The organism is Vibrio sp. 1F169, assembly GCF_041439605.1.
Taxonomy (GTDB): Bacteria; Pseudomonadota; Gammaproteobacteria; order Enterobacterales; family Vibrionaceae; genus Vibrio; species Vibrio tasmaniensis_A.
This window is the reverse complement of record NZ_JBGOOI010000042.1, coordinates 1-18,912: the sequence shown is the minus strand read 5'-3', so window position 1 is coordinate 18,912 and position 18,912 is coordinate 1. Positions and strand designations below refer to the sequence as shown.

The 18,912-nt window shown below is 44.0% G+C and carries 16 protein-coding genes; 5 read left to right on the top strand and 11 right to left on the bottom strand.

Annotated elements, in window-relative coordinates; translation table 11 throughout:
- Window positions 1-477 precede the first annotated feature (477 nt).
- Window positions 478-1,143, top strand: a complete 666-nt coding sequence (mutH, locus tag ACED53_RS15445) for a DNA mismatch repair endonuclease MutH (RefSeq protein ID WP_102249744.1) — start codon at window positions 478-480, stop codon at window positions 1,141-1,143.
- 115 nt (window positions 1,144-1,258) lie between these two features.
- On the opposite strand, the gene ACED53_RS15440 is transcribed toward mutH, so the two are convergent.
- From ACED53_RS15440 to xerD, 8 genes are all read right to left on the bottom strand, one after another.
- Complete coding sequence (locus ACED53_RS15440; RefSeq protein ID WP_009848433.1) at window positions 1,259-1,570, bottom strand: DUF6482 family protein; 312 nt, start codon at window positions 1,568-1,570, stop codon at window positions 1,259-1,261.
- A 192-nt stretch (window positions 1,571-1,762) separates the two neighbouring features.
- Complete coding sequence (locus ACED53_RS15435; protein WP_004735015.1) at window positions 1,763-2,014, bottom strand: hypothetical protein; 252 nt, start codon at window positions 2,012-2,014, stop codon at window positions 1,763-1,765.
- Between the two features lie 572 nt (window positions 2,015-2,586).
- Window positions 2,587-3,921, bottom strand: coding sequence for a cyclic-di-GMP-binding transcriptional regulator VpsR (gene vpsR / locus ACED53_RS15430; RefSeq protein ID WP_009848431.1), 1,335 nt, complete (start codon window positions 3,919-3,921; stop codon window positions 2,587-2,589).
- 276 nt (window positions 3,922-4,197) lie between these two features.
- Entirely contained in the window at window positions 4,198-5,730 is a 1,533-nt protein-coding gene (gene lysS / locus ACED53_RS15425; protein ID WP_012603264.1) for a lysine--tRNA ligase, read from the bottom strand.
- A gap of 98 nt (window positions 5,731-5,828) precedes the next feature.
- Window positions 5,829-6,927, bottom strand: a protein-coding gene (gene prfB / locus ACED53_RS15420; protein ID WP_100208942.1) for a peptide chain release factor 2 whose coding sequence is annotated in 2 segments (ribosomal slippage) — window positions 5,829-6,851 and window positions 6,853-6,927 — 1,098 coding nt in all. Because the reading frame shifts where the segments join, the coding sequence is not laid out codon by codon here.
- A 251-nt stretch (window positions 6,928-7,178) separates the two neighbouring features.
- Entirely contained in the window at window positions 7,179-8,915 is a 1,737-nt protein-coding gene (gene recJ, locus ACED53_RS15415; RefSeq protein WP_017100502.1) for a single-stranded-DNA-specific exonuclease RecJ, read from the bottom strand.
- A gap of 79 nt (window positions 8,916-8,994) precedes the next feature.
- Window positions 8,995-9,774 (bottom strand): thioredoxin fold domain-containing protein, encoded by a 780-nt coding sequence (locus ACED53_RS15410; protein ID WP_009848427.1) that lies wholly within the window; start codon window positions 9,772-9,774, stop codon window positions 8,995-8,997.
- A gap of 26 nt (window positions 9,775-9,800) precedes the next feature.
- Window positions 9,801-10,715, bottom strand: coding sequence for a site-specific tyrosine recombinase XerD (gene xerD, locus ACED53_RS15405; protein WP_009848426.1), 915 nt, complete (start codon window positions 10,713-10,715; stop codon window positions 9,801-9,803).
- Between the two features lie 150 nt (window positions 10,716-10,865).
- On the opposite strand from xerD, the gene fldB reads away from it, so the two are divergent.
- Window positions 10,866-11,387: a flavodoxin FldB gene (fldB, locus tag ACED53_RS15400; protein WP_009848425.1), complete on the top strand. Its 522-nt coding sequence runs from the start codon at window positions 10,866-10,868 to the stop codon at window positions 11,385-11,387.
- Between the two features lie 170 nt (window positions 11,388-11,557).
- On the opposite strand, the gene brnQ is transcribed toward fldB, so the two are convergent.
- The gene (brnQ, locus tag ACED53_RS15395; protein ID WP_017100503.1) at window positions 11,558-12,871 is read right to left on the bottom strand and encodes a branched-chain amino acid transport system II carrier protein; all 1,314 of its coding nucleotides are present in this window, start codon (window positions 12,869-12,871) and stop codon (window positions 11,558-11,560) included.
- 314 nt (window positions 12,872-13,185) lie between these two features.
- Here brnQ and ACED53_RS15390 point away from each other — a divergent pair, with 314 nt between their 5' ends.
- Together ACED53_RS15390 and srmB are read left to right on the top strand one after the other, a co-directional pair.
- Entirely contained in the window at window positions 13,186-13,914 is a 729-nt protein-coding gene (locus ACED53_RS15390; protein WP_017098336.1) for a tRNA1(Val) (adenine(37)-N6)-methyltransferase, read from the top strand.
- Window positions 13,915-14,021: 107 nt separating this feature from the next.
- A complete protein-coding gene (gene srmB / locus ACED53_RS15385) occupies window positions 14,022-15,287 on the top strand; it encodes an ATP-dependent RNA helicase SrmB (protein ID WP_009848422.1) in 1,266 nt (421 codons plus the stop codon).
- 180 nt (window positions 15,288-15,467) lie between these two features.
- Here the strand turns inward: srmB and yaaA are convergent, their stop codons facing one another.
- Window positions 15,468-16,244 carry a peroxide stress protein YaaA gene (yaaA, locus tag ACED53_RS15380; RefSeq protein ID WP_017098335.1) on the bottom strand — a complete coding sequence of 259 codons (777 nt, stop codon included), beginning with the start codon at window positions 16,242-16,244 and terminating at the stop codon, window positions 15,468-15,470.
- A 243-nt stretch (window positions 16,245-16,487) separates the two neighbouring features.
- Window positions 16,488-17,918: a sodium:alanine symporter family protein gene (locus tag ACED53_RS15375; protein WP_009848420.1), complete on the bottom strand. Its 1,431-nt coding sequence runs from the start codon at window positions 17,916-17,918 to the stop codon at window positions 16,488-16,490.
- A gap of 710 nt (window positions 17,919-18,628) precedes the next feature.
- Here ACED53_RS15375 and ACED53_RS15370 point away from each other — a divergent pair.
- Window positions 18,629-18,817, top strand: coding sequence for a DUF3545 family protein (locus ACED53_RS15370; RefSeq protein WP_009848419.1), 189 nt, complete (start codon window positions 18,629-18,631; stop codon window positions 18,815-18,817).
- Window positions 18,818-18,912: the final 95 nt, after the last annotated feature.

The window sequence follows — 18,912 nt, the reverse complement described above, 5'->3', positions numbered from 1 at the left end:
CCCACACAAGAGTGAGACATAGACCACATTTATTCACCTTTTCTGTGAATAACTATGTGAAGAATTACCCGCAATCGTTTTTTTTAATCCATAGATTTATCAGAACCAAAAACAAAAAACCACCAAACGACAATAAAAACAATTAAAAATCAATAAATTAAAACAAATCCATCAATTTTAAAAACATGAAAAAATAAAAAGATCTTTTAAAAATCACCCATGGTTAAAGATCAACCACTCCGATGTTTATCCACACTAGTAAGTGAAAGATTCATTTCAAACCCTATTTAGCAAGCATTTTATCCCCTGCAAACCCCTGTTTATTTATCCACTAAATTAATATTTCAATTAATTACCTTCATGTCCTGTGGATAACCATGAGTTTGATCCCTTTTCTAGCAAGGCGATCATTTCTTAACCAGTCGTCATATGGTGATAACTTCTGGTAAAATCATTTTTTTGATCATGCCTTTTATTATGAAACCAGAACCACAAACACAACAAGAGCTGTTAGACAGAGCATATGCTATTGCAGGAATGACCTTCAAAGAGCTCGCCGATGAAGCCAATATGGTTGTACCAAACGACCTAAAGCGAGATAAAGGCTGGGTTGGACAACTATTGGAATGGCACTTGGGTGCGCCAGCTGGCAGTAAACCAGAACAAGATTTTGCCAAGCTCGGGATCGAGCTAAAAAGTATCCCGATTGGTTATTCAGGGAAGCCACTCGAAACCACCTTTGTTTGTGTCGCGCCATTGATGGGCGTGCAAGGCATAACGTGGGAAACCAGTCACGTTCGAAACAAGCTGTCTAAAGTGTTGTGGATCCCGGTAGAGGGAGAAAGAGAGATCCCACTGACAGAAAGGCATGTAGGATCCCCTTTATTGTGGACACCAACCCAAGCGGAAGACGAGATCTTAAAAAGGGATTGGGAAGAGCTCATGGAGCTGATCGTGTTAGGTAATGTTGAACAGATAACAGCAAGACACGGCGAAGCACTGCATTTGCGACCAAAAGCCGCCAACAGTCGAGTGTTAACAGAAGCTTACGGTGCAAGTGGAAAACCAATAAAGACCAAACCTCGTGGTTTCTATCTACGAACTCAATTCACCCACAGATTGCTGACAACCCATTACGCATAGAAAGCCATTACGCATAGAGGTTTTATCTAGCATAGATAGGCTAAAAAATCAGTACGTTATAAACCGTCTCAATTTAGAAGTAATTTCTCACTACAACGCTCGTTAAACATACTCTCTAATGAGGTTTGAGCGCCAGTTCAATATCGCAGTAGCTTTGGTTGGGTTCATTACCAAACTCATCATACGCGTTGTGCAAGCGAAGGTAGGCCTTTTCAAAGCCGAGCCGGAGTAATTCCTCTTTCACTTGATCCAAGGATCCAAAGTGAAGCGGCTCGCCGTCTTGCTTTACCGGTTCTAGCTTGTGTTTGTACTCCACCGCCAGTAAATATTCTGAGATATCAGAGCAACCAATAACGTACACTTTCGGTGTCTGATAAGAGTCTTTGTGCTCTCCATGTAACCACATGTCTAATTGATGCTTCTGCATAGTCAGCCTCCCTTGCTCTATAAAGCTTAGCCGAACTATTTACCTTTACTAGATAACGACTTAAAAAAGCAAAAAAGAGAAGCAAGAGCTTCTCTTTTTTGGCCAGTTCTAGTTCAAAAATTTGCACTTTCGACGCCATAACCATCACTGTGACTTATCTTAGGGGTTGAACGGTGCTATCAACCCCGCAGATTACGTCGGTATTCGCGCACTTAGGACACGACGAAGATGGCGTACTCGGCGCTCAATCGTGACAACTTCAGGCTCAGAAAAACCAATTGGTCGACCATCGGCTTCAAGGCCAATATCTCTCAATAAATGGGTGTTGTTCCATGGTAGATCATATGAACTACGACGAACTTTTCGTTGCCATTCACGCTCTTCACGACGAAGGTCTGCACGGATAAGAACTGTTGCTAGTTTTAAATATACTGAGTGACGCATAATAACTCTCCAGTTGTGGAATAAACTGAGGAAAAATAGCGTTCTAGATAGTATGAGGGCTTCTCACTTAGCTGCTATTTTTCCGCAGCCAAATAAGGGTACGGATCTATTAGTTAGGTTTATCTTGGGTGTTTCGATCGGCCATGGCTGATGCGTGTGACATATCAGTCACCATGTCAGTACACGGATCAAACGACGCGCAAATATGCTGTATAAAATCGAAATGTTTCATTTGCGCCTCCAAGCTAACTAAAAAATCCAAAAAGAAATGGGGTCGTAAAAGCAGACAAGTCTTTGTTAAATCGTTGCTTTCACGGTTAAAGTCTAACCAAGTGAGTATATTATTCAACCGATAATTGGTTAACATTTTTAAAACAATGCATTCGCCTGAAATATTAGTTGCATATTCATTTACATATAACATATTCACTATGATTATATAAAATCACAGCATATCTATCTTAGGGCTCTCTCTATAGAACAGCGGACTATCCTTCAGAAACAAAAAAGCCACGTATGATACGTGGCCCTTGAATTTTCACTCACCGGATAGAGTCAATGAATAGAACGTTCTAAACAACGCCCTCAGATATAAGACCATGTTTATTGAGTAAGCGGTACATAGTTGCGCGTGAAACTCCAAGCTCCTTAGCGGCCAAAGACACTTGACCACCATAAGATTCCAACACAATGAGTAAAGCATCTCGCTCTGAACGTTCACGTATACTTTTCAGACTGCGGCGTTCATCATTCTGTTTTGGTAAATCCAGTTGATGATCCTCAATGATGACAGCATCAGACATCAACACAACACGCTTAATCTGATTCATCAATTCACGAACGTTGCCAGGCCAATGGTAGCGACTCATCGAGCGGATAGCATCGTCTGAGAAGCTCTTCGCTTGCGCATTAAACTCTTTTGAGTACTCACGCAGAAAATGATTCGCTAGCACTGAAATATCACTCACACGTTCTTTTAAGCTAGGAACATGAATACGCAGAACATTGATGTAATGATAAAGCTCTTCATTGAAGTCGCCCTCGATCAATGCCTTTTCAATATCAGAAGAGTTAGCAGCCAAAATGCGAACATCAACCGACTTAGCTCCCTTCGTGGTTTCAATTTTTCCTTCTTGTAAAAAGCGTAAAAGGTTCAATTGTTGATTACGAGGCATCGCTAGGACATCGTTGAGTAAGAGGGTTCCGCCATCGGCTTCTTCCAACATACAAGGCGCTGCCGTTGCTGGGGCTGAAATACCAAACATCTCAGTCTCTATCCTCATTTCAGATAGAGCACGGCAATTCACAGTTAAAAATGGTTTCTGAGCTCGCGATGAATTTTGATGAATGGAACGTGCAATTGTCTCTTTTCCTGTCCCACTCTCACCGTAAATCAAAATACTGACATCTGTGGGGCCAATTCGCTTGACTTGGTCTCTCAAGCGTTTCACCGCCACAGAATCACCGAGTAGGCCCATATTGTTGTTAATACCGTAGTTTGGCCATACTTTCTGCTCAAGTTTGAGCATACCCAGTTGATGACCAATGGTACTCAATAGCTGAGCATCAGGGATTGGTGCCGTGAAAAAGTCGATACAGAAGTTAACGATAAATTGGCAGATTGTATCTGAGCTCAATTGCGATTCACGGATAAAAGCAAGCCATCGAACTTGCTTGTTGTTGCTCACGAGGTTAGCGATACCATTAAGGCTAAACTCATCATGACTAAGATCCACAATGCCAATGCAGGGGCCAATATCAGTAATTAAGGCATCGGCTTTTCGTAAATCTGCACACTGGGTACATTGCCAACCCACTTGTTCTAACACTGATAACCAGGGTTCGTACGCACCACCAACGACGATAAGAGAACCTGGTAAGGAATCCATCTTAAATTGAGTTCCCATCCTTCTTCCTTATTCTGTTTTTATTTTTTTCAATCAGGCTAACACGAGTTAAACGAATCATACGGGTACAAAGTTGCCGCAAGATCGTATTCAGATCCGATACGTATAGTAATGAGACTATCTTAGATTTTTTGTCTCAATGGTAAGACTATGTCATAAATAATCATTTTTCGAATCAAGAGTGCGGTACGAGCTAGGTTTTGACGCTAAAAACCGAAAAAGCCACCCGAAGGTGGCTTTTAAATTACACGGGCAGTAACACCCCATAAGCGAAAATTACGCTTGTGGGCGCATTGCCGGGAACAAGATCACGTCACGGATTGTGTGCGTGTTAGTAAATAGCATCGCTAGACGATCGATACCAATACCTTGACCCGCTGTTGGCGGTAGGCCGTGCTCTAGTGCAGTAATGTAGTCCGCATCGTAGTACATAGCTTCGTCATCACCCGCGTCTTTTGCGTTAACTTGTGCTTTGAAACGCTCGTCTTGGTCTTGTGCATCGTTAAGCTCAGAGAAACCGTTCGCTACTTCACGGCCACCGATGAAGAACTCAAAGCGGTCTGTGAAGAATGGGTTGCTGTCGCTACGACGAGCCAGTGGAGAGATGTCCGCTGGGTAACCCGTGATGAACGTTGGTTGAATTAGCTGAGGCTCAGCCGTTTCACCAAAGATCTCTTCAAGAAGCTGACCACATGTCCAGAACTTCTCAACGTACAGACCCACTTCTTCTGCAATTTTAACCATCAATTCTCTGTTCTGAAGATCATCTTCAGTCAGAGCTTGAATGTTTGCATTTTCAGGTGTGTAGTGTTTGATTGCATCGAACATGCTCATGCGAGCGTAAGTGCCACCGAACTCAACCGTTTCGTCGCCGTAAGGCATAGAAGTAGAACCAAGAACGTCCATCGCCGCTGTGCTTAGCATCTCTTCCGTTAGATCCATTAGATCTTTGTAGTCAGAGTACGCTTGGTAGAATTCCATCATTGTGAACTCTGGGTTATGACGAGGAGAAAGACCTTCGTTACGGAAGTTACGGTTGATCTCGAATACACGGTCAAAACCACCAACTACTAAACGCTTAAGGTAAAGCTCAGGTGCAACACGTAGGTACATGTCGATGTCTAGTGCGTTGTGATGAGTGATGAATGGACGTGCTGTTGCACCGCCTGGGATCACGTGCATCATTGGCGTTTCAACTTCTAGGTAGCCTTTTGAGCTCATGAAGTTACGAATTGAAGACACAAGCTTAGAACGCACGATGAATGTGTTACGAGAGTCTTCGTTCACGATTAGGTCAACATAACGCTGACGGTAACGCATCTCTTGGTCAGTTAGGCCGTGGAACTTCTCTGGTAGAGGACGAAGTGCTTTGGTTAGCAACTCAAACTCTTCCATGTTCACGTAAAGGTCACCTTTACCAGACTTGTGAAGCGCCCCTTTAACACCGATGATGTCACCGATATCTAGGCCTTGGTACTTCTCTTTCAGCACTTTTTGAACGTCTTTCGCTGCGTACGCTTGGATACGACCAGAAGTTTCTTGAATCGCTAGAAATGGACCACGCTTCGCCATAATACGACCTGCGATCGCAACGATGTGGTTAAGCTCTTCTAGCTCTTCCTTGGTCTTCTCACCGAATTCCGCTTGAAGGTCGCCAGCTAGGTGCTCACGACGGAAGTCATTTGGGTGACCGTTCGCTTTGCAGTTTTGGCGGATATGATCCAGCTTGCTACGGCGCTCAGCGATTAGTTTGTTCTCTTCAGGTGAAGAAGCTTCTTGTGTATTTTCGTTTTGAACAGCATCAGTCATTTGAGATGTACCCTGCTTTTATAATTTGGACAGCTATATTTTTGAAAATATAGGCATTTTTACCAATATTATTGGTAAAGCTTAATAGTTGATAAAGCTTACAGACCTGATTTCAGGCTAGCTTCAATAAACTTGTCTAAGTCACCGTCAAGAACCGCTTGAGTATTACGGTTTTCGATGCCGGTGCGTAAATCTTTGATACGTGAATCATCCAGCACGTAAGAGCGGATCTGACTGCCCCAACCGATGTCTGATTTCGTTTCTTCGCTCGCTTGTTTTTCAGCATTTTGCTTTTGAATCTCAAGTTCAAAAAGCTTAGCACGTAGCTGCTTCATCGCTTGATCTTTGTTCTTATGCTGCGAACGGTCATTCTGACACTGAACCACGGTGTTAGTTGGAACGTGAGTAATACGTACCGCCGATTCCGTGGTGTTTACGTGCTGACCACCAGCGCCAGAGGCACGGTATACGTCAATACGTAGGTCAGAAGGATTAATGTCGATCGTAATGTTGTCATCAATCTCAGGATAGATAAACGCAGAAGCAAATGAAGTATGACGACGACCACTTGAATCAAATGGTGACTTACGAACTAGACGGTGAACACCAGTCTCTGTGCGTAACCAACCGTAAGCGTACTCACCAGAGATACGTACCGTTGCGCCTTTAAGGCCAGCAACATCGCCATCAGACACTTCGATAACTTCAGTCTTGAAGCCTTTCGAATCTGCCCAACGCAAGTACATACGCAACATCATTGAAGTCCAGTCTTGAGCTTCTGTACCGCCCGAACCTGACTGTAAATCGATGTAGCAATCTGATGCGTCGTGATCACCAGAGAACATACGACGGAATTCCAGCTTCTCTAACTTAGCTTCAAGCTCGGCCAGTTCTGGCTCAATTTCATCGAACGTTTCTTGATCTTCTTCTTCAACCGCAAGCTCTAATAGGCCATCAACATCCTCAACACCTTGGTCAAGTTGGTCGATCGTTTCTACTACTGCTTCCAATGCTGAACGCTCTTTTCCTAGCGCTTGAGCACGCTCAGGTTCGTTCCATACATCCGGTTGTTCTAATTCTGCGTTTACTTCTTCTAGACGCTCTTTCTTTGCGTCATAGTCAAAGATACCCCCTCAGGATATTTGTGCGCTCAGACACATCCTGCAGACGGTTTTTTATAGGATTGATTTCAAACATTTTAGCTCATCATTTATGAGTAGAATTTAACCGGAGAATTGTACTCAAAAGTGTGACGGAGATACAGAATTTTTTAGAGTGGTACACCAAGATTCAATAACTTAATCGGATATAAAATTGACGGGCAGAAAAAACACGTAAAATTTGTAAGGAAAGGAAGGGAAACAAGCCCTGTTTTTGAACAGAGCTTGTTGGATTTGGCACTAAATGATGAACCTCATTCAGTGAACGATAACGCTATTTGGCTTCAACTATTTCGCTTCGATATGATCAATCATCAACTGCAACGATTGATTGCCACGAAACTCGTTAATATCAAGCTTAAACGCAAGATGTACCGTTTTCACTGAGGCATCAGGCCAGCGACGTAGGTCAACATTAAAGGCAATACCATCAATCATCACATTGGTTGGGTGGCTTTTGTATAGAGGTTCTAGCATCAATTTAAGATGTTTTTCACCTACCAGTTTTTGATGCAGAACTTTAAACTCACCATCAAAGATGGGCTCCGGGAAAGCTTGTCCCCACGGACCACCTGAACGCAATGTTTCAGCGGTATGCATTGAGAACTCTTCAGGTAACAGCTCACCATCAGACAAGATAATGCCCTTAAGTGCCGTCTCACCGAGTTCTTTACGCACAACGTCATCAAACATCTTGCTGAATCGCTCGAAGTCTTTTTCCATAATGGTTAAGCCGGCTGCCATTGCGTGACCACCAAACTTCAAGATCAGGCCAGGGTTTTGAGTGTCGATTCTGTCTAGCGCATCGCGCATGTGCAAACCTGGAATCGAACGACATGAACCCTTAATGCTACCTTCACCACCATCAGCAAATGCGATCACTGGGCGGTGATATTTGTCTTTGATACGCGAAGCTAAAATACCAATTACGCCTTGATGCCAATCACGTTGAAACAGAGCCAAACCAGAAGGCAAATCGTCTTTACCAAATTCAAGGCGCTCACAAAAAGCCATCGCTTCTTGTTTCATGCCCTCTTCGATCTCTTTACGTGTTTGGTTCAAGCCATCTAACTCGCTGGCCATTCGACGCGCGGCATGGATGTTATTACTCATTAGCAGCTCAACACCAAAAGACATGTCATCCAATCGGCCAGCCGCATTGATACGTGGACCAAGCGCAAAACCAAAATCGGAGGCAACTAAACGCTTAGCATCTCGCTTAGCAATTTCAATCAAGGCTTGAATACCCGGACGAGCTTTACCCGCACGAATGCGCTGTAGCCCTTGGTGGACCAGAATTCGGTTGTTTTCATCAAGTGGTACCACATCCGCAACAGTACCCAGTGCCACTAGGTCAATCAGTTCCATCAACTTGGGTTCTGTCATGCCGTGTTGAGCAAACCAGCCCAGCTTACGCATATGAACACACAATGCCATCATCAGGTAAAAGGCGACACCCACACCAGCTAGCGCTTTTGAAGGAAATGCGCAGCTTTCTAGGTTGGGATTGACCATTGCATCTGCAATCGGTAATTCAGAACCAGGCAAGTGATGATCAGTAACCAGTACATCAAGGCCTTTCTCTTTAGCAAAGCGAACACCGTCAATTGAAGATACACCGTTGTCGACTGTCATGATCACTTCAGCGCCAAGTTCAATGGCTTGTTCAACAACCTCAGGGCTCAAGCCATAACCATCCTCAAAACGGTTTGGAACAAGGTAGTCAACGTTGGAACTTCCCAACATACGCAGGGCAAGCACAGACAATGCAGAACTTGTCGCACCATCGGCATCAAAATCACCCACAATGATGATACGTTTTTGCTGCTGAATGGCTTTGAACAACAATTCAACCGCAGCATCAATACCGCCCAGTTTTTGATAAGAGTGCAAACCTTTCGCAGCTGTCTCTAGCTGGTCAGCACTGTCGATTCCGCGACTCACATAAATGCGCTTTAACAAGTCAGGTAAGTGAGCAGGTAAGACTGAAGTGTCGACCTCAGGACGGCGTTGGATCTCTATCATATAAAAATGGGCCTGATATCAATCAGGCCACTCCTTAAATCAAAAACAGGGGGGAATAATAGGTAATAAAAAATGAAGATTACTGCTCTAAACGCTGAATAAGTTGCGCCGGAGGTAAGTAACCACTCACCAACTCACCACTTGCTAGCACGATAGCCGGAGTGCCATTGATGCCAAGCTCACGACCGAGTTGGTATTGTTTAGCAATGATCTGCTTTTGCTCTGCTAGGTCTTTACCAGACGCTGGCATTTGACGATTGACTTTAGCATCATGCATAGCTGTTTTTGGATCATCAGACGCCCAGATTGCCGCCATTTGATCGGCAACTTGCCCTGTCGCACCTTGGCGTGGGTAAGCCATGTAACGAACGGTGATACCCAGATCGTTGTAGCCTTGCATTTGACTGTGCAGACGAACACAGTAGCCACAAGTAATGTCAGTAAATACCGTCACAACGTACTTTTCGTTATCTGCTTTGTATTCGATAACCGTATCCGACATCGCTGCTACTTTTTCAGCATTCAGTGGAGCCTGACGCTCAGCCAAAACATCACTGAACTTACCGTTTTCATCCAAAGAGTAAAGTGTACCGGCTAGAAAATGATCGCCCTCTGGAGAAGAAAAGATAATACCGCTGTTGGTTTGAACTTCTAAAAGACCATCGATATCCGAAGGAACAATCTTATCGACCTTAATACCGATTTTTTCAAAACGCTTAGTTAACGCAGCTGTATCAATAGCTTGAGCTGGAGCAGCTTCTACGGCTGTTGATGTTGTTTCTACTTTCGCTTCTGATGCATTACATGCAGTAATCATGAGAGGAAGCGCTAGTAGAGGAAGACGGCGTAATACGCTCATTAGGTTCACCTTAAAAATAAATGGATTTAAGCACGTGGGTGATGCTGAGCGTGAATTTGCTTCAGCCTTTCAGTCGCCACATGAGTATAAATTTGGGTGGTCGATAAGTCACTATGTCCAAGCAACATCTGTACGACCCTGAGATCGGCACCATAGTTCAGTAAATGAGTGGCAAAAGCATGCCTCAATACGTGTGGTGACAATAGATCCGTGTCGATACCAGCGATAACCGAATAATGCTTGATACGATACCAGAACGTTTGACGAGTCATTTGCTTCGCGCGTTTACTCGGAAAAACCACATCCGAGCTGTTATCACCGAGTAATTGTGGGCGACCTTGTTCAATAAAAGTCTCTATCCAATCGACGGCGTTTTCGCCCATTGGCACCAAGCGTTCTTTACCGCCCTTACCAATAACACGCACCACGCCCTGTCTTAGGCTGATGTTTTCCATCGTCAAACTGACGAGTTCCGTAACACGCAGACCAGTTGCATAGAGTAACTCAAGCATCGCCTTATCGCGAAGCTCGATTGGATCGTTTGGATCTGGCGCTTCAAGCAGCGAATCCACTTGCTCTTCACTCAAATCTTTTGGCAAGCGCTTCGGCAGTTTTGGACTGATCAACAGCGCACTAGGATCGTCGGCTCTTACTTTCTCGCGGTGTAGATATTGAAACAAGCGACGAATGGCCGACAACATACGAGCACGGGAAGTCTGCTTAAAGTCAGCATCGGCTAACCAACCTTGATAATCCTGTAGTCCTGAAAGACTAATAAAATCGAGGCGGTAATTGTTCTTTTCCATCCACGTTAGAAGCTTAGACAGGTCGGTACGGTACGAGACAAGCGTATTCTCCGATAATCCTCGCTCCATCCACATAGCATCTAAAAACTGTTCTACTAGACCGTGGTCTGCGCTCTGCCCTTGAGGCGACTGCATAGTGTTACTCACAATATTGGAAACTGTTTTGAGAGTATGCCAGAGCAAATATGAATGCCATAAAAATTACGACTTGAGCGGATAATCGCTGCAATCGAAGTCGATTTATGGTTAGAATTCGCCATCTGAAATTAAAATTGAACGTTTGCTATGAAAATTGGATTATTTTACGGCTCAACCACCTGCTACACAGAAATGGCAGCAGAGAAAATTCGCGGCATTATTGGTGAAGACCTAGTTGATATCCATAACGTGAAAGAAACCCCTCTTTCATTGATGGCGGACTACGATCTTTTACTGCTCGGCATCTCAACTTGGGACTTCGGTGAAATCCAAGAAGATTGGAATGAACTGTGGGAAGACATTGCAACCACGCCAATGAAAGGCAAGGTTGTAGCGCTGTTTGGTTTAGGTGACCAAGAAGGCTACGGCGAGTGGTTCTTAGATGCGATGGGTCTATTGCATGATGAGCTGAAAATCGCTGGCGCAGAGTTTGTCGGTTTCTGGCCAAACGATGACAGCTACGAGTTCGAAGCGTCTAAAGCTCTCACTGAAGACCAATCTCAATTCGTTGGTTTGGCGCTTGATGAAGATTCACAATACGAACTGAGCGACGACCGTATCGCTAGCTGGGTTGAACAAGTACTGGTTGAGTACAGCGAAAAGCTATAACCAAACAGAAGTACACTCAGCTAAGTAACTCAGTAGCGAAGTAGCGAAGTAGCGAAGTAGCGAAGTAGCAGAATATTAAAAGATCACAGAATACAAAAAGGCCTCATTACTGCGAAGTAATGAGGCCTTTTCTATTTCATGTCGAAGGACAATGTCATCTCAACGGAAGATTAAACAGTCTCTTCAGCCATCTCTTGCTCTGTTGATTTACCAACGAAGAACATACAGATGATTGCGGCAGTCGTTGGAAGCAACCAACCCATACCGATTTCGAACAATGGCAGCATGTTCATTGCAGATACATCCATACCTGCAACTTTAGCACCATCGATAAGAGCAAACAGTAGAGACACTAATACCACTGCGCGGTAAGCCGCTTTTGGATTAGGGAAACGGCTGCGCAAGAATGTCAGTGCGACCAATGCGATTGCTACTGGATAAAGTGCAAACAGAACTGGAACAGACAGAGAAATTAACTGAGAAAGGCCAACGTTCGCTACGGTTGCACAAGCTACACCGTTGATGATTACCCAGGTCTTGTAAGACAAAGGTGTTAGCGAGCTGAAGTAATCAGAACATGCTGATACAAGGCCAATCGCCGTCGTTAGACAAGCCAATAGTACGATCACAGAAAGCACGAGTTGACCTGAAGGGCCAAACAAAGATTGGACGTATAAGCTTAAGATAGCGCCGCCATTATCTGCACCCGCTGCAACTGTTGCGCTTGTTGCGCCCAGGAAGAACAGAGAGATGTAAACAAATGCTAGACCCGCTGCCGCAATACAACCCGCACTGATTAGGTACTTAGTTGTTGCTGCGCGGTCAGTCACGCCTTTACTGCGAATTGCGTCAACAATCAGCATGCCAAACATCAAAGCAGCAAAAGTATCCATGGTGTTGTAGCCTTCAAGGAAACCTTTGGTCAGTGGCTGAGTGATGTACTCACCGTGAGCCGCAAGGACATCACCTTGTGGGTTAATGAACACAGCAACTGCCAGTACAACCAAACCAACGAATAGTGCAGGCGTAAGTACCTTGCCAATAACGTCAATAAGCTTACCTTGTGACCATGAGAAGAACATCGCTACCACAAAAAATGCAATCGAAAAGAGAGTTAGATGAACTTGAGTCGCATCAATGAAGAACGGCTTCACCGCCATCTCATAAGCAACAAGACCGGTACGTGGTGCAGCAAATGCAGGACCGATGATGATGAAGATCAGCACAGCCATGATAGTTGCTGCTTGCTTAGGAAGATCTTTCGTTAGATGACCCCATGAACCACCAGCCACTGCGACCGCAACGATAGTGATTAACGGCAGACCAACGGCAGTCAGCAGAAAACCAGACATCGCTGGAAGAAAGTGATCACCAGCTAATTGGCCAGCTAGAGGTGGGAAGATGATGTTACCCGCACCTAAGAAAAACGCAAAAAGCATAAAGCCCAATGCCATTATATCTGTTAGTTTTAGACTCTGTTTCACAGATAATCCTTAATTATATTTATGAGTTTATGTTGTGCTTACATGAATGTTACAGCGAGAAGCTGCCAATCAATCTTTAAAATAGTCGCGCATAATGACGAAACACTCGGCTAGCTGCAAGTCACCATAAAAAAACACCATATAAATTTGCATATATAAACAAAAAGTAGTGAATTAAACTAAATATATGCAGATTAACATAATTATCAACCAATCATTGTTAGCAACAATAGATGAGCAATTAGAATATTAATTTACACAAACAGTTAACATTAGAGCTAATCACTTAAAATATCTCGATAATCAGAATATTCATGAAAGACAAAACGATAAATACTAAAAGCTTCAATTTTAAGAGGTTCTCTATTTACGGAGGACAGAGCGGCATGCCTGTTAGCACCGATGGAGTACTACTCGGCTCATGGATTAACCTTGCCCCTGAATCATTAGTACTCGATATAGGGACAGGAACAGGGCTATTAGCCTTAATGGCAGCACAACGTTTTGAGGATGCTTCAATCTCTGCGATCGATATTGATCAGCACGCCATTGATGCTGCCACAGTCAATATTGAGCAGTCGCCTTGGCAAGATCGCATATCCCTTCATCACGACAGCGTGTTAACCACGGATTTCTCGCAACAATTTGATGCCATAATTTGTAATCCGCCCTACTTCAACTCTGGTGAACAGGCACAGCAAAGTCAAAGAGCCACCGCTAGACACACCGACAGCTTGGATCACCTTCAACTTGCCCAGTGTTGTTTCGAGATAACAACTGATGCCGCCACCGCCAGTTTTATACTGCCGACGCCCGAAGGAGAAGGCTTCATAAAACTTGCCGAGCAATGTGGTTGGTACCTAGCAAAGCGCCTTGATGTGAAAACAACCGACAAAAAACCGCCAAGCAGAATCCTGTTTGAACTATCTAAAGATCCTGTTAGCGAGCAAGATTTGCAGCGTGAATCGCTTACGATCCATCACGATGGCGGTTATAGCGAGGCATTTATTGCCCTTACTAAAGATTTTTATCTCAAGATGTAGCAAATACCATGTGATCCTAATCACTAATGCTTCTATAATGTCCGACTACTCTTTTTTATCGTCTGCTTTTTGAGGCAGAAACATTTATTGCTTGTGGAGAAACAACAGTGATCAGAACCTTTGCAGAACTCGATCTAAACCAAGAGCTGCTTAAAGCAATTGACGAAATGGGCTACGAACGCCCAACACAGATACAAGCTGAAGCAATCCCACAAGCGTTAGATGGAAGAGACGTTTTGGCTTCTGCGCCAACAGGTACTGGTAAAACAGCATCATTTGTATTGCCAGCACTGCAATACCTACTGGATTTCCCACGTAAGAAATCTGGCCCTGCACGTATGCTTATCCTGACGCCAACGCGTGAGCTAGCAATGCAGATCACCGAACAAGCACGTGAGCTTGCTAAATACACCAGCCTAAATATCTTTACGATCACGGGCGGTGTGATGTACCAAGAGCACGCAGATATCTTAAGCACGACTCAAGATATCGTAGTCGCAACACCTGGTCGTCTGATGGAATATATTGAAGGCGAGCGTTTTGACTGCCGTGCGATTGAATGGCTGGTTCTCGATGAAGCTGACCGTATGCTAGACATGGGCTTTGGTCCTGTTGTTGACCGTCTGTCTGCAGAGTGTCGCTGGCGTAAACAAACTTTACTTTTCTCAGCAACGCTAGAAGGTAAAGGTATTGAAGGTTTCACTGAAGACCTTCTGAAAAACCCAGCAGAGATCGATGCAAAATCGTCATTGCGTGAACGTAAGAAGATCACTCAATGGTATCACCGTGCCGATTCAGCTAAGCACAAGCTTGATATCCTAAAACATATCATCACAGAGCAAGCTGAACGCAGCATCATCTTCTTGAAGACTCGTGACCGCCTAGGTGACCTACGAGCTCAATTAGAAAGTGCACAGATCCCGTGTGTATGGATCCAAGGTGAAATGCCTCAAGATCGTCGTAACAACGCGATTTCTCGTTTCCGCGATGGTTCTATCAACGTACTGCTGGCAACTGACGTCGCAGCTCGTGGTATCGACCTTCCAGATGTAAGCCACGTTATTAACTACGACATGCCGCGTACAGCAGATGTATACCTACACCGCATCGGCCGTACGGCTCGTGCAGGTAAGAAAGGTAACGCGGTTTCTATCATTGAAGCGCACGATCAACTAATGATTGAACGTGTGGCTCGTTACACTGAAGATGCGATCAAAGAGCGCTTCATCGAAGGCATGCGCCCAACGCATAAGAAAGCCGCGGTAACAAAGAAAAAGAAACCGAAGAAAGAAGACAAGAAAGCGGTCGCGAAGCAAAAAATTGCTAAGAAAAAGAAAATCGCTAAGAAAAAGAAAGCCGTTAAGAACAAGTAATCGAACCGCCTTTCAATGATTCAATAAAAAGCCCCATGCAGTTATCTGCATGGGGCTTTTCTTTGTCTGGCTTATTATTGTCTGGCCTGTTATCAGGCTAAATAACTCGTTTCTAATTTTAATTACAGGCTAAAGCCGAAGTAACTCGTTAACCAAGAGTGACTAATTAACCAAGAGCTATTAGTTTTGCTCTTCACGCTTGAAGACTAACTCTTTCGCGTTCGACTCTTCTTCAACGAAGTAGTAACCCGCAGTATCAAACCTGGTTAGCGCTTCCACTGAATCGATTTTGTTCTCAATGATGTAGCGAGCCATCATGCCACGCGCTTTCTTGGCGTAAAAACTGATCACCTTGTACTGGCCATTCTTGCAGTCTTTAAAAACTGGCGTGATGATTTGACCATCAAGGCTCTTCGGCTTCACCGCTTTAAAGTATTCGTTCGATGCTAGGTTGATCAACACATTATCGCCTTGAGCATTCAACGATTCATTCAGCTTGTCTGTGATGATGTTGCCCCAGAACTGGTACAAGTTGGTGCCACGCTCATTAGCTAAGCGTGTGCCCATCTCTAGGCGGTAAGGCTGCATCAAATCCAATGGCTTCAATAACCCATATAAGCCAGAAAGCATACGCAGGTGATTCTGTGCGTAGTCAAAATCATCGTCCGACAGTGTTTCAGCATCTAAGCCTGTGTAGACGTCACCTTTGAACGCCAAAATAGCTTGGCGAGCATTCTCTTGGGTAAAGGTCTCGCTCCATTGCTCAAAGCGCGCTACGTTCAGCCCAGCAATCTTATCGCTTACCTTCATCAGTGCTGATACATCAGCAGGTGTCAGCTTACGACACACTTCAATAAGCTCTGCAGAGTGCTCAACAAACTCTGGCTGGCTGAAGCGCTCAGTCGCTAATGGTGATTCGTAATCTAATGTCTTGGCTGGAGAAACGACAACTAACATAACTTTACCCTAATCGGTTATCTAACTGGATGCAGCTAGAGTATAGAAAAAACATCAACTTGTCTTTATGACTCTTCCTATTACTTTGATAGACAGATCTAGCTGTAAGTCGCTTACAAAGAAGAATCTCTTACAAAGAAAAATCGATAATAAAGAAAATATCGCAGGCAAAGAAAAAGGCTAAGGTCGAAACCTTAGCCTTTCTAATGATTTTAGGATGAGTGATGAATCACTCCAACAAGATTACTTCTTCTTGTTGTTAACCCAAATACCATCTTCCAATTGAGCCTTAAGCTCTGGGAAATCATCCGCATCGAACGTGGGTACTTTACCCGCGTCTAATTGACGGTTGTAGTCTTTCGCTAGCTTAATCACGATGCCCGATAGCAAGATGATCGCTACCAAGTTAACAATCGCCATTAGGCCCATCGATACGTCAGCTAATGCCCATACCGTTGGCAGTGTCGCGAGAGAACCGAACATAACCATACCCAGTACAACGATACGGAACAGCACTAGGCCCTTCTTGTTGTTGTGCTCTAAGAAGATAAGGTTTGTTTCTGCGTACGAGTAGTTTGCAATGATTGAAGTGAAAGCGAAGAAGAAAATCGCTACCGCTACAAAGATACCACCCCATTCGCCGACTTGTGCTGTTAGTGCACGTTGCGTGAGTTCGATACCCGTTACTTCACCGTGCGGTACATACTCACCAGACATCAGGATGATTGCTACTGTTGCAGAACAGATAACAATCGTGTCCATGAACACGCCTAGCATTTGCACATAACCTTGTGATGCTGGGTGCGGTGGGTAAGGCGTAGCAGAAGCTGCTGCGTTTGGCGCAGAACCCATACCCGCTTCATTCGAGAACAAACCACGTTTGATGCCGTTAATCATCGCTTGTGCGATTGCGTAACCTAGGCCACCCGCTGCTGCTTCTTGCAGACCGAATGCACTCTTGAAGATAAGAGCCAGAACTTCAGGCACTTTCTCAATGTTCATTAGCATTACGTAAATAGCGATAGCTAAGTAAGCCAGTGCCATAATTGGAACAATGATTTCTGCAGTGCGAGCAATCTTACGGATACCACCGAAGATAACGAATGCAGAGATGATTACGATACCAACACCAACGTAGCTGCGCTCAAAGTCGAATGCCGTGTTCATTGCGCTTGCAATCGCGTTCGCTTGAACCGCGTTGAATACAAGACCGAATGCAATGATTAGGAAGATAGAGAATAGAACCCCCATCCAACGCATACCTAGGCCTTTCTCCATGTAGTATGCAGGGCCGCCGCGGTAGTTACCGTCGTTATCACGCGTTTTGTATAGCTGTGCCAGTGTGCTTTCTGCAAACGATGTTGCCATACCTAGCATGGCAATTAGCCACATCCAGAAGATAGCGCCAGGGCCACCAGCGGTTAGTGCTACAGCAACACCAGCCATGTTACCCGTACCGACACGTGCTGCTAGACTAGTACAAAGTGCTTGGAAAGAGGAGATACCTGCACTGTCTGCTTTACGGCTGTTTCTAAGAACAGAAAACATGTGGCCGAAATGGCGGAATTGAATGAAACCTAGTCGTACAGTGAAGTAGATACCCACACCAACGAGTAAGTAAACTAAGATAGATCCCCAAAGGAGATCGTTCATCAAATTGATTAAGTCTGTCACGTGAACCTCGTAATTGAGTTTAAGCACCGATCTTGCTTCCTAGCCTTCCTCTAGATCACCTATGCCAGTGTCAATAGTTGTGTCGGCATTAGATTTATATTTATTTGTTGCGATCTAGATTGTAAATGTCGCTTCATGCATCCATTTTACGTATCGGTGTATTTTTTGACGGGCGGATAATGCAGCGAGACGGCCTAAAAATCAATATGAAAATAAACACATATTAAAATGACATTTCACTAATAAGACACCTTTTGTTAACACAACTTTCAACAATAGCGCCTAATAAAAGTCACATTGTCAGGACATAATATCAACAAAAACTAAGGCACTATCAAAACAAAAACACCATCCTGTAAAAATGACGTCAGCCTAGGTTTTACAAGGTATAGTGAAGATCTGTGTTTTTTCTAGGGTAATGAGATCCCTATACTACACGGCACAATGCGCATTTAAATGCACTGTAGTCAAAATGCTATTCCATTTGCACAATGAATTAACATTCAATCCCCCCTAATTTAATCGTTTACTTAAGTTTGTTTGCTTGTTTTTTGTACACGAAAATCCCCGAAATGTGTGAGCATGCATAATAAAACAGAACAAAAACTTCATACATTTGAAACAAATGAGAAACAAATCAAGGTTATTGTGAACTTAAATATGATATTTAATGGTTCGTAAGAACGAATCCCACGGAAGGAGATATGCTTATGGATAGCTTTCAATTCGATGAATTATCAGAACTAGAAATGCCTCGTACCACTCAAAAAACACGCTCTAAACCACTCAAACGTAAATGGCGTGAAATTGAGGCAATCAATGATCGTAGACAGCTTGAGAAAGAGCTTAGAGAGATGAACCTAGGTCTCGATTTTAGCCTTGACGATATAAAGCTTTAATCAGCACGATAAGAAATTGGATAGCAAAAAGCACCTGTATAGGCAACACCTATCATTTAAGGTGTTTAGATCGCACAGTGTAGCGAGTCTTACTA